At 72.4% G+C, this 11,742-nt stretch carries 10 protein-coding genes; 6 read left to right on the top strand and 4 right to left on the bottom strand.

Annotation, left to right across the window (positions count from 1 at the left end; all coding sequences use genetic code 11):
• The 3 genes from pabB to TVH25_RS18395 form a co-directional block, all read left to right on the top strand.
• Positions 1-1,347, top strand: a 1,347-nt coding sequence (pabB, locus tag TVH25_RS18405; protein ID WP_422425128.1) for an aminodeoxychorismate synthase component I, incomplete at its 5' end; no start/stop codon positions are given.
• The gene (locus TVH25_RS18400; protein WP_422425126.1) at positions 1,344-2,273 is read left to right on the top strand and encodes a prephenate dehydrogenase dimerization domain-containing protein; all 930 of its coding nucleotides are present in this window, start codon (positions 1,344-1,346) and stop codon (positions 2,271-2,273) included. The genes pabB and TVH25_RS18400, both read left to right, overlap by 4 nt.
• Positions 2,270-3,271 carry an AurF N-oxygenase family protein gene (locus tag TVH25_RS18395; protein ID WP_422425124.1) on the top strand — a complete coding sequence of 334 codons (1,002 nt, stop codon included), beginning with the start codon at positions 2,270-2,272 and terminating at the stop codon, positions 3,269-3,271. Before TVH25_RS18400 ends, TVH25_RS18395 begins: the two co-directional genes overlap by 4 nt.
• A 21-nt stretch (positions 3,272-3,292) precedes the next feature.
• Here TVH25_RS18395 and TVH25_RS18390 read toward each other — a convergent pair whose 3' ends face one another.
• Genes TVH25_RS18390 through TVH25_RS18375 form a run of 4 tightly spaced genes read right to left on the bottom strand, consistent with a single transcriptional unit; the run spans position 3,293 to position 7,878 of the window.
• Positions 3,293-4,072: a polyprenol monophosphomannose synthase gene (locus tag TVH25_RS18390; protein ID WP_169622296.1), complete on the bottom strand. Its 780-nt coding sequence runs from the start codon at positions 4,070-4,072 to the stop codon at positions 3,293-3,295.
• Entirely contained in the window at positions 4,072-5,649 is a 1,578-nt protein-coding gene (gene lnt, locus TVH25_RS18385) for an apolipoprotein N-acyltransferase (RefSeq protein ID WP_169653179.1), read from the bottom strand. Before lnt ends, TVH25_RS18390 begins: the two co-directional genes overlap by 1 nt.
• Before the next feature lie 53 nt (positions 5,650-5,702).
• Positions 5,703-7,295 carry an amidohydrolase gene (locus tag TVH25_RS18380; protein WP_422425123.1) on the bottom strand — a complete coding sequence of 531 codons (1,593 nt, stop codon included), beginning with the start codon at positions 7,293-7,295 and terminating at the stop codon, positions 5,703-5,705.
• 19 nt (positions 7,296-7,314) lie between these two features.
• Positions 7,315-7,878 (bottom strand): FxsA family protein, encoded by a 564-nt coding sequence (locus TVH25_RS18375; protein ID WP_169622295.1) that lies wholly within the window; start codon positions 7,876-7,878, stop codon positions 7,315-7,317.
• Positions 7,879-8,032: 154 nt separating this feature from the next.
• Here TVH25_RS18375 and TVH25_RS18370 point away from each other — a divergent pair, with 154 nt between their 5' ends.
• The 3 genes from TVH25_RS18370 to TVH25_RS18360 are packed head-to-tail and all read left to right on the top strand — an operon-like array spanning position 8,033 to position 11,682.
• Positions 8,033-8,800, top strand: coding sequence for a TSUP family transporter (locus tag TVH25_RS18370; RefSeq protein WP_169622378.1), 768 nt, complete (start codon positions 8,033-8,035; stop codon positions 8,798-8,800).
• A gap of 21 nt (positions 8,801-8,821) precedes the next feature.
• Positions 8,822-10,333, top strand: a complete 1,512-nt coding sequence (locus tag TVH25_RS18365) for a TldD/PmbA family protein (protein WP_422425122.1) — start codon at positions 8,822-8,824, stop codon at positions 10,331-10,333.
• On the top strand, positions 10,330-11,682 hold the full coding sequence (locus TVH25_RS18360; protein WP_422425120.1) for a metallopeptidase TldD-related protein: 1,353 nt from the start codon (positions 10,330-10,332) through the stop codon (positions 11,680-11,682). The genes TVH25_RS18365 and TVH25_RS18360 overlap by 4 nt, the downstream gene beginning before the upstream one ends.
• The last annotated feature ends 60 nt before the right edge of the window (positions 11,683-11,742 follow it).

The following is an 11,742-nucleotide window of genomic DNA, read 5'->3' as shown; positions in this document are numbered from 1 at the left end:
GACCCGCTGGACTGGGTGGACCGCTTCGGCGCCGACGCACTGCGCTTCACCCTCGCGCGCGGCGCGAACCCGGGTGCCGACCTCTCCGTCGCCGAGTACCACCGCACCTTCTTCGACCACCTCGATGCGCGGCTCGCCGAACGGCGCATCACCCCCCGCGACGATCTGCCGTTCGCGTTCGCACTCGGATACGTCGGCTACCTCGGGTACGAACTCAAGGCCGACGCCGGCGGGCAGCTGGTGCACACCTCCCCGATCGCGGACGCCTCGATGGTGTTCGCGGACCGCGCGGTCGTCCTCGACCACGAGGCGGGCCGCTGTTATCTCCTGGCGTTGTCGGACGAACCCGATGATCCCGCGTCCGTCGCGTGGTTCGACGCCACCGCCGCGGCGCTTGCCGCGCTCGCCGACACCGATGTTCTCGCCCCGACGGCGGTGCCGTTGTTGCGTGACGAAGACGATCTCCAGATCCGGTTGCGGCACACACCGGCGCACTACCTGGAAATGATCGAGCAGTGCCAGAGCGAGATCCGCAGCGGCGAGACGTACGAGGTGTGCCTGACCAACACTGCGACCGTCGACCGGACCATCGACCCGCTGCGCACCTACCGGACACTGCGGGAGATCAGCCCCACCCCGTACAGTGCGCTGCTGCACTTCCCCGAGGTGGCGGTACTCAGCGCCTCCCCGGAACGGTTCCTGCGGATCGGCGCGGACGGCACCGTGGAGTCGAAACCGATCAAGGGCACCCGGCCCCGGGGCCGCACCGCCAGCGAGGACGCCGCACTGCGCGACGGCCTGCTCGTCAGCGAAAAGGACCGCTCCGAGAACCTGATGATCGTCGACCTGGTGCGCAACGACCTCTCCCGCGTGTGCCGACCGGGTTCGGTGCACGTGCCGAAACTCTTCGACATCGAAACCTATTCCGCCGTACACCAACTCGTCTCCACCGTGCGCGGGACCCTGCGCCCCGACGTCACCGCCGTGGACTGTGTGCGCGCCGCGTTCCCCGGCGGGTCCATGACCGGCGCACCGAAACTGCGCACCATGGAGATCATCGACAAATTCGAGGACGGTCCGCGCGGGGTGTATTCCGGGGCGATCGGCTACCTGTCCCCCACCGGCACCGCCGACCTGTCGATCGTGATCCGCACGATGGTCGCCACCGACCATCAGGTCACCTTCGGTATCGGCGGCGCGATCGTCGCGCTGTCGGACCCGGACGACGAACTCGAGGAAACGCTCGTCAAATCGCTGGTGATGCGGCGCTGCCTGGCCGAGACCGACGCCGATCCCGCCGACGGCAACGCCGCACTCCGCGCCCGACCCGACGGCACCGCGCCGTGACCGCCGGCGGACCAGGCCGCGTCGTCGTGGCGGGGGGCTGCGGTGCGGTCGGCGCGATGCTCACCGCGGCCCTGTCCGGCGACGGCCACCGCGTGCTGGCGATCGACCCCGGCGCTCCGGCCCCGACGACCAGCACAGCCGGCGCCGCGGTGCTGCCCGGTGACATCGCCGCGCCCACCCCGGACGTCGCGGCGGCGGTGCGCGCGGCGCCGACGGTGATCCTCGCCGTCCCCGACGCCGTCGCCGTAGCCGCGTTGCCCGCCCTGGCCGGGTTGCTGCGCCCCGAGGCGCTGCTGGTAGAGACGTTGTCGGTGAAAACCCCGTTCGCTGCGGCGCTGGGTACCGGCCTGCCGGACCGGGAGGCGCTCGGTATCAATCCGATGTTCGCTCCGGCGCTCGGCTGGGCCGGGCGCCCCGTACTCGCGGTGCGGCACCGGGACGGCCCCGCAGTCGGGGCGTTCGTCGACGCGGTAGGCCGCTGGGGTGCGCGGGTCGTGGAGGTCGGCGCCGCCGAGCACGACCGCGCGACGGCGACCACCCAGGCGCTGACCCACGCGGTGGTTCTCGCCTTCGGCGGTGCCCTCGACCGGCTGGGACCGCCGACGGCCGCGACCGCCGCCGCTCCCCCGCCGCACGTGCTGCTGCGGGCGCTGCTCGCCCGGATCGCCTCCGGCACACCGGCGGTGTATCACGACATCCAGGTGGCCAATCCGTACGCCGCGGACGCCCGCCGCGCCCTGCGCGCCGCCCTGGACGACCTCGACGCGGCCGAGGACCCCGACCGGTTCGCGGCGCTGACCGCACGCGGCTACCGCGCCCTCGGCGACGACCGCGAGCAGTACCGGGCACTGTGCGGGGAACTGTTCGGCCTGCTCCCGTCGGACCTGCACGAACCGAACGCCGTGCGAAACGGGGTGTCGCCATGACCGATCGCGACGCCGCGAAGCTGCGGGCCCGGTTGCGGCCCCCGGAGCTTCCCGGCCACGACACCGGCGACCCGGTCGCCGCCGCGGTGATTCGCGGCCTGACCCGGTCGTGGCCGCGGCGCGCCGCGGTGAAGAAATCCGAACCCGACCTCGATGCGCTGTTCGAATCCGCGCGCGACGATTTCCCCGACACGCTGCTGCCGTTCCACACCCATCCCCGGTACCTCGCACTCGACGAGCCCGCCCGCGCGCGGCTGCGGGCGTGGGGGTGGATCGCCTACAACAAGAACGTCATCGACATCGAGCAGTACGTGGTCAATCCCGGTTTCGGGCTGATCACCTCCGACGTGTTCGGTCTCGCTCCGCCGGACACCGTGGTCGTCGGGGTGATGCAGGCGATGGTCGACGAGCAGTACCACACCCTCATGCACCAGAACGCCAATGCGCTCACCCGCCGCGGGCGTGGCTGGGCATTGCCCGACGCGGTACTCCCCGCCTGCCGCACCCTGCGCGCACACCGCGCGGAGTTGCAGCGCGCCGTCGATCCGCGGCACGCGGCGCTGGTGCAACTGGCGTTCACCACGGTCGCCGAGACGTCGATCAGCGCGTATCTCGCGCTGTTCACCGGCGACGAGACCGTGCAACCGGTCAACCGGGCCACCGTCGCGGTCCACCGGCGCGACGAACTGTGCCACGCCACCCTCACCGGGGAATTGTTCACCACGGTGTTCGCCGAACTGGACGCCGCAGACCGTGAGTTGTTGTTCGACGCGCTCGCCGCCGGGGTCGATGCCTTCACCGGCGGCGACATGACCACCTGGGCGGCGATCGTCGCGCACGAACAGGTCCCCGGCGGCCGGGAACTGATCGCGGACACCGCCGCGGCGACCGCGCACCAACCGGTGGTACAGGACTGCAGCGCGATCCGCCGCCTGTGTGCGTCCGTCGGCGCCGGCGACACGTTCGACGCGCACCGTGCCCGGCGAGGCCGGTCCTGACGTGCGCGGCTGGGCCGGCGGTCAGTTGCGCTGCAGCAGCGCCCGCACCCGCTCGTAGCGGCTGCGCAGCCCCCACAGCGTCACCCGCAGCAATGCCTCCTGCACGATGTTCCCGCTCATCTTCGACTCCCCGATCTCCCGTTCGGTGAACGTGATCGGCACCTCGGCGACGGTGAACCCCGCCTGCAGCGTCCGCCACGCCAGATCCACCTGGAAGCAGTAGCCGTGGGAGGCGATCGCGTCGAGATCGAGGGTTTCGAGCACCTCGCGGCGGTAGGCGCGGTATCCCCCGGTGATGTCGCTGACGTTCACCCCGAGCGCGAGACGCGAATAGATGTTGCCGCCGCGCGAGAGCACCTCGCGGTGCCACGGCCAGTTCACCACGGTGCCACCCGGCACGTACCGGGAGCCGAGCACCAGATCGGCGCCCGCGTCGACGCGCTCGAGCAGCAGATGCAGCTGTTCGGGGGCGTGGCTGCCGTCGGCGTCCATCTCCACCAGCACGGTGTAGTCGCGGTCCAGTCCCCACCGGAACCCGGCGATGTAGGCGGCGCCGAGCCCGTTCTTCTCGGTGCGGTGCATCACGTGGATGCGGTCGTCCGCGGCGGCGAGGCCGTCGGCGATCGCACCGGTGCCGTCGGGGCTGCCGTCGTCGACGATCAGCACGTCGGTGCCGGGCAGGGCGGCGTGCAGCCGCTCGACGATCCGACCGATGTTGTCGCGCTCGTTGTACGTCGGAATGATCACCAGGGTGCGGGCGCTGGGTGCGCTGTCGTTCCCGGCCGGCGTCGCCGATGCCATCAAAGGTCCTCCCTGTCGAACCGGCCGGGGGCCGGTGCTCCTGCGGTGCCGGGCGCGGGGTCTGCTCCCGGACCGGCGTTCTGACGTCGGCTACGCACGAGGGCGAGACCGGCGGCGACCACGGCACCGACACAGAGCACGAGCTCCGGGATCGGTCCGAGCCGACTTGCCAGCGTAACGTCTGCCCGCAACGGCACCTGCGCCACCAGGGCTGCGGGCTCGAACAGCGGGGTGCGTTGCTGCACCGACCCGTCCGGATCGACGATGGCGCTGACCCCGCTGGTGGCGGCGACCACAACGGTGCGGCCGTGTTCGACCGCCCGCACCCGTGACATCGCCAGCTGCTGATACGTCATCTCGGTGTCGCCGAAGGTCGCGTTGTTGGTGGGCACCGCGAGCAGTTGCGCACCCGCGTCCACCGAATCGGAGAACGCCCGATCGAAGGCGACTTCGTAGCAGGTCGCGACCCCGATGGTGATGCCGTCCGCGGTGACCGCCCCGTCCCCGTCGCCGGGTACGAAATTGCCCGCCCGGTCGGCGTACTCGGAGAACAGACGGAAGAACGAGCGGTAGGGCAGATACTCCCCGAACGGCTGGATGATCCGCTTGTCGTGCTGCTCTCCGGGTCCGGCTTGCGGGTCCCACACGATCACCGAGTTGCTGGTGGTGCCGTCGTCGTTGCGCAGCACCGTGCCGACCAGGATCGGCGCCTGTACCGCTGCCGCCGCGGCCGTGATGTCGCGGGCGGCGTCGGCGTTGCGCAGCGGGTCGATGTCGGATGCGTTCTCCGGCCAGATCACCACATCGGGTTGCGGCACCGCGCCGGCGCGCACGTCCGCGGCCAGTTCCAGGGTCCGCGCCACATGGTTGTCGAGCACCGCTTTGCGTTGCGCGTTGAAGTCGAGGCCCAGTCGCGGCACGCTGCCCTGGATCGCCGCGACCGTCACCACCGGCGAGTCGGCGGGGTCGGTGCGCAGCAGCGGCCACACCGCCAGCGCGGCCAGGGGCGCGAGCGCCGCCCACGCCGCGGCCCGCACGGCGCCCCGCCGGTCGAGGCGGGCACCGTTGCTGCGCACGACGACCGAGACCAACGCGGCGAGACCGGTGCCGGTCAGCGCCACGGCAAACGACACGAGCGGGGCGCCGCCGAGCGCGGCGAGGGACACGAGCACCCCGTCGGGCTGCCCGAACGCGAGCCGCCCCCACGGGAATCCGCCGAACGGTACCGACGCGCGCGCGAATTCGGTGGCGCTCCACGCTGCCGCGATCCACAACGGCGCAGCGGGCAGGGTGCGCAGATGCACCGCCAGTGCCCCGAACAGGCCGACGAACACCGCCTCCGCGGCGGCGAGCGCCAGCCACGGCAGCGGCCCCACATAGACCCCTACCCAGGGCAGCAGCGGTACCAGGAACCCGAGTCCGGCGAGGTAGCCGTATCCGAAACCGGCGCGTCGCCGCATCGGTTGCACCGTGAGTACCGCGGTGAGCAGGGCGATGCCGACCGGTGCGAGGAACCACAGCGGTCGCGGCGGGAAGCTTGCGAACAGCAGCACTCCGGCGAGCAGCGCCGCGGCCATCCGCAGGCCCACCACGGTGGCGGTCCGCCTCCGTGTCGGGCCGGCCGGTGCGGTCACCGTGCGTACACGACGTGGCCCCGGTGCACGCTGCGCACCAGTACCGGATCGTCGGTGCCGTCGGCGAGGTCGGGCAGCGGCGCGACCCGCGAGCGCGGGTCGGTCGACCAGCGCTGCACGCTGTCCTTGGGGGCGCGTATCACCAGGTCCCCCGCCTCCCACAGCGCGTACGACGCCGGGGCACCCGGATCGAGAGTTCCGGCCATCCCGTCGCGCACGCCACCGGCGCGCCACGCACCGCGGGTCGAGGCGGCGAATGCGGCTCGCGGTGAGATGCCGCTTCCGGGGGTGCGGTGATGCACTGCGGCGCGCAGCATCTGCCAGGGCCGGGGCGGAGTCACCGGCGCGTCGGAACCGAACGCGAGGGACATCCCGGTCGAGGCGATACCGGCGAACGCGTTGAGGGTCGCGGCGCGCGCCGTGCCCAGGCGCTGGGCGTACATCGCGTCGGGTCCGCCCCACAACGCGTCGAACATCGGTTGCATGCTGGCGATCACGCCGTACCGGGCGAGCTGTTCGGCTTGTGCGCCGGTGATGGACTCGACATGCTCGAGACGGTGGCCGCGTGCACCGACCGCCGGTCCGCCCAGTTCTGCGGCGACCGCGTCGAATGCCGCCACGGTGGCGGCGACGGCGGCGTCCCCGATGACGTGGAATCCGGCCTGGATGCCGGCGGTGGTGCAGGCCCGCACGTGGTCGGCGAGTTCCTCGGTGCTCAGGTACGCGGTGCCGTGGCAGTCGGGGCGGTCTGCGTACGGTGCGGCGAGCCACGCGGTGTGCGATCCGAACGCGCCGTCCACGAACAGGTCACCGCCGAGTGCGTGCGCACCGGTCGCGGCGAGCAGGGCGGTGGCGTCGTCGGCGGTGCGGACCGCCTGTCCCCAGTATCCGCGCACCTCCACCGGGTGGTCGGTGGCGAGCAGTTCAGTGAAGTCGTCGCGGCCGGAGATGTCGGGGCCGCCGCATTCGTGGACGGCGACGATGCCGTGCGCGGCGAAGTCGTCGAGCGCGGGGGGGGGGGGCGCCGGCCCCGGGGGGGGGGGGGGGCCCCGGGGGGGGGGGGGGGGGGGGGGGCGGGGGCGGGGGGGGGGGTCGCCGCCGTGCTGGGCGCGCGCGCGGGGGCCCCCGCGCCGCGCCGTGGAGGCCGCCGCCGAATGTGCGTCGATCCGTCCCAGGTACACCAGGCGGCCGGGTGCGGCGGCGTCGAGTTCGTCGGTGGTGGGCGGGGTGGGATCGGGCCAGCGGGTTTCGTCCCAGCCGTGGCCCCAGATCACGGCGTCGTCGCGGCCGGCGGCGTACTCCCCTACCCGGCGGAGCACGTCGTCACGGTTCGCGGCGCCGGTGAGGTCCAGTCCGGTCAGGGCGAGCCCGTGGGCGGTGACATGCACGTGGGTGTCGACGAATCCCGGTGCGACGAACGCGCCGTCCAGGTCGACGATCTCGGCGTCGGGGTGCAGGACGCGTCCGGTGCGGTCCTGCCCGACCCACACGATCGTTCCGTCCGTGACGGCCATCGCGGTGGCGTCGGGTGCGCTCGCACTGTAGATGCGGCCGCCGACGAAGAGCTGGGTGTGCGGTGCTGGACTCACAACTGCCCAGTCTGCCCCGTCACGGGCGGCGGGGCTGCCGCGGGGTCTCGACGATCTCCCCTTCGAGGATTTCGCCGTCCACCACGTCCGGCCGGGTCGTGCCGACGGGGCCGCGGCCGGGGCCACCGGGCAGATGGGGCGCCGCCCCGACGACGGTGTTCTCGACGACCTGACCGTCGACCACCACCAGGCGTTGTCCGCGCCAGGTGGCGGCGTGGGTGCGGGCGGTGCGGGCGGCCACGGCGCGCACCACCGGGCGGAGCAGTGCGCGGCTCGGCAGCAGCAGCACGATGCCCAGGACGGTGGTGATCAAGCCGGGAAGCAGCACGAGGCCGGCTCCGGCGCCGATGAGCGCACCGTCGGTGAGCATCTTGTCGGGTGAGCCGGTGGGCGGGAGGGGGCCACTGCGGAGCCGGCCGAGTCCGCGCAGCGCGCGGCGGCCCTGGGCGCCGAGCACCAGATACCCGGCGACGTTGACAGCCAGGAAGATCAGCACGGTGGCGAGGGCGCCGACGGTGGAGCCGAGCCAGGCCAGCACAGCGATCTCCGCGGCGACGTAGACGACGAACAGCAACAGGTACACGCGGGGTCCTTCCGTACGCCGGGTCCGGCGCGAACGTCTCTCGGGTGAGGGACTCGTTTGTTCAACGTACGAGAAGCCGAGTTTGCTCCCGGCGCGGCGCACAGACGCGGAGGCGATCCGGTCGGTGTGCTCGCCCCATGATCGAATGGCGCGCATGGATGTGGGCGACTGGGCCGTGCTGCTGGCCGCGGCGACGGCCGCCGGATGGGTCGATGCGGTGGTCGGCGGCGGCGGGCTGATCTTGTTGCCGGCGTTGCTGCTGGTCGCGCCTCAGTTGGCGCCGCAGGCGGCGCTGGGCACCAACAAGCTCACCGCGATCTTCGGGACCGGCGCGGCGGTGTGGACCTTCGCGCGCCGGATTCCGTTGCGGTGGTCGGTGCTGGCGCCGGCCGCGCTGGTCGCGGCGGTCTTCGCCGGGGCGGGCGCGGCCGCGGTGTCGCTGATCGACCGCGAGGTGTTCATCCCCATCGTGATCGTGGTGCTCGTCGGGGTGGCGGTGTTCGTCGCGGCCCGACCCAAGCTCGGCTCCGGAACGGAGCAGCACCGCCCGAGCGCGACACGCATCGTGACGGTGATCGTCGGCGCGGCCGCGGTGATCGGGTTCTACGACGGCATCCTCGGCCCGGGCACCGGCACCTTCCTGATCCTCATCTTCGCGGCGATGCTCGGCAGCGAGTTCGTCAAGTCCGCCGCGATGGCGAAGGTGATCAACCTCGGTTCGAACGTGGGCGCACTGGCGGTCTTCGCGATCGGCGGGCACGTGTGGTGGACCCTCGGGCTGACCATGGCGGTGTGCAACGTCGCCGGGTCGATGCTCGGCTCCCGGATGGCGTTGCAGCGCGGTGCCGGGTTCGTGCGGGTGGTGCTGCTGGTCGTGGTCGTCGCGATGGCGGTGCGGCTCGGCTTCCAGCAGTTCGGGTGAGACAGTCGCTACGGTAGGCCGGTGACCGGTGTGGACGACGATTTTCTGGCCCTGCCGCTGCGGGCCGCCGCCGATGCGGCACTGTCGGTGGCTCGCGCCGCCGGGGCCACGCATGCCGACGTGCGGGTGCAGCGGGTACGCACCCACTCGCTGACGCTGCGCGACGGAGCGGTGCAGGCCGCGGTGGACGGCACCGACTGCGGGCTCGCGGTGCGGGTCCTCCTCGACGGCACCTGGGGGTTCGCGTCGCACCCGGTGCCGGGACCGGCGGGGGCGGCGGACGCGGCGGCGCGGGCGGTGGCGGTCGCCCGGGCGGTGCGGCCGCTGAACCGGGACCCGGTGCAATGGGCGGACGAGCCGGTGTACCGGGACGCGGTGTGGACCTCCTCGTACGAGATCGACCCGTTCGCCGTGCCCACGACCGACAAGGTGGCGCTGCTCGGCGATTTCTCCCGCCGCCTCCTCGACGCGGCCGGCGTCGACCACGTCACCGCCGGCGTGGAGGAGGTCAAGGAGCAGACGTTCTACGCCGATCTGGCCGGATCGTCGATCACCCAGCAGCGGGTGCGGGTGCACCCCCAACTCGAGGCCGTCACCGTGGACCGCCGGGCGGGCACCTTCGAGTCGATGCGCACCCTGGCGCCGCCGGTCGGGCGCGGCTGGGAGTACCTGAGTTCCGACACCCACTGGGACTGGACGGACGAACTGGACCGGCTCCCCGGCCTGCTGGCCGAGAAAGCGCAGGCACCGTCGGTGACGGCCGGTCCGACGGACCTGGTGATCGACCCCACCAACCTGTGGCTGACCATCCACGAATCGGTCGGGCACGCCACCGAGTACGACCGGGCGATCGGCTACGAGGCCGCGTACGCCGGCACGTCGTTCGCGACCCCGGACCGGCTGGGCACGTTGCGGTACGGCAGCGACGCGATGCATGTGACCGCCGACCGCACCACCGCGCACGGCCTCGCCACCACCGGGTTCGACGACGACGGGGTCGCCGCCCAGTCGTGGGATCTGGTGCGCGACGGGGTGCTCGTCGGCTATCAGCTCGACCGGGCATTCGCGCCGAAACTCGGGGCGGCGCGATCGAACGGCTGCGCCTACGCCGACTCCGCCCACCATGTGCCGATCCAGCGGATGGCGAACGTCTCGCTGCAACCGGACCCCGTCGTCGATCGCAGCACCGCCGACCTGATCGCCGGTGTCGAGGACGGCCTGTACATCGTCGGGGACCGGAGCTGGTCGATCGACATGCAGCGCTACAACTTCCAGTTCACCGGTCAGCAGTTCCACCGGATTCGCGGGGGCCGGCTCGTCGGGCAGGTCCGCGACGTGGCGTATCAGGCGACCACCACCGAGTTCTGGGGTGCTCTCGAGGCGGTCGGCGGGCCGTCCACCTGGCGACTCGGCGGCGCCATGAACTGCGGGAAGGCGCAACCGGGCCAGGTCGCCTCCGTCAGCCACGGGTGCCCGTCGGTGCTCGTGCGCGGCGTCAACGTGCTCAACACCGTGCAGGAAGGCAGCCGATGATCCCCGCAGCGGATCTCGTGGAGGTGGCGCTCGCCGCGTCCACGGCCGACGAGACGATCGTTCTGGTCGACGACACCGAGGAAGCAGCGCTGCGGTGGGCGGGCAACTCGATGACCACCAACGGGTCGACGCGTGCGCGGACGGCGACAGTGATCGCGCTGCGGCACACGACATCCGGTACCCGGTGCGGCATCGTGACCGCGCCGCTGGTGCACCGCGGTGAGGTCACCGCGGTGACCGAGGCCGCCGACGCCGCGGCCCGCGCCGCCCCACCGGCCGGCGACGCCGTGCCGCTCGTCGCCGGCGACGGGACACCCGCCGACTGGGACGCACCGGCCGGACGCACCGGCATCGACGTGTTCGATCCCGTCATAGGTGCTCTGGCACACGGTTTCGACGGATCCGACGCGCTGTACGGGTTCGCGGAGCATCGGGTGCGCACCACCTGGCTGGGGACCTCGACGGGGCTGCGGCGGCGCTGGACGCAACCCGACGGGTCCCTCGAGATCACCGGCAAACGTGGCGGACTCGACGGTGCCAGCGCGTGGGTCGGGGCGGGGACCATCGATTTCACCGATGTTCGGATGGACCGGTTGCTCGAGGACCTGTCCCGACGACTGGACTGGGCCGCGACGTCGGTGTCGGTGCCGGCGGGGCGTTACGAGACGGTGTTGCCGCCCTCCGCGGTGGCGGACCTGATGATTTCCCTGATGTGGTCGATGGAGGGCCGCGGCGCGCACGAGGGTCGCACGGTGTGGTCGGGTCCGCACGGCACCCGCCTCGGCGACACACTCACCGGCCTGCCGCTGACCTTGACCTCCGATCCGGCGGCTCCGGGCCTGCAATACGCGCCGTTCGTCACGGCGACCACCTCGACAGATGCGGTGTCGGTGTTCGACAACGGGTTGCCCGCCGGCCGCGTCGACTGGATCCGGGACGGGACGGTGCACGCGCTGGCCTATCCGCGTGCCGCCGCCGCGGAGTTTTCCGCCCAGCCCACCGCACCGGGTCACAACCTGCTGCTCACCGGCGGTACCGGCGCGTCCCTCGACGAGATGATCGCCGGGACGGAACGCGGGTTGCTGCTCACCACGCTCTGGTATCTGCGCGAGGTCGACCCGGCGAGCCTGCTGATGACCGGACTGACCCGCGACGGGGTGTACCTGATCGAGGACGGGCAGGTGCGGGCCGCGGTGGACAACTTCCGGTTCAACGAGTCCCCGGTAGCGCTGCTGGGCCGGGCGACCGAGGTCGGACAAACCGAGCGCACGCTGCCCCGCGAATGGAAGGACTGGTTCACCCGCACCGCGATGCCGCCGATGCGGATCCCGGATTTCCACATGTCGTAGGGGGGGCCGCGGCGCGCGCCCCGGGGTGCCCCCCGGGGGGGCGGGGGCCCCCCGGGGGGG

Origin of the sequence: Rhodococcus sp. 7Tela_A2 (assembly GCF_049311045.1) — a bacterium.
Taxonomy (GTDB): domain Bacteria; phylum Actinomycetota; class Actinomycetes; order Mycobacteriales; family Mycobacteriaceae; genus Rhodococcus.
This window is presented reverse-complemented; position numbering and strand designations above follow the sequence as displayed.

Coding starts and splice junctions, on each gene's coding strand:
- TVH25_RS18395 (WP_422425124.1), top strand. CDS start 2,270: ATGACCGATCGCGACGCCGCGAAGCTGCGGGCCCGGTTGCGGCCCCCG.
- TVH25_RS18390 (WP_169622296.1), bottom strand. CDS start 4,072: ATGGCATCGGCGACGCCGGCCGGGAACGACAGCGCACCCAGCGCCCGC.
- lnt (WP_169653179.1), bottom strand. CDS start 5,649: ATGGCCGCGGCGCTGCTCGCCGGAGTGCTGCTGTTCGCAAGCTTCCCG.
- TVH25_RS18370 (WP_169622378.1), top strand. CDS start 8,033: ATGGATGTGGGCGACTGGGCCGTGCTGCTGGCCGCGGCGACGGCCGCC.
- TVH25_RS18360 (WP_422425120.1), top strand. CDS start 10,330: ATGATCCCCGCAGCGGATCTCGTGGAGGTGGCGCTCGCCGCGTCCACG.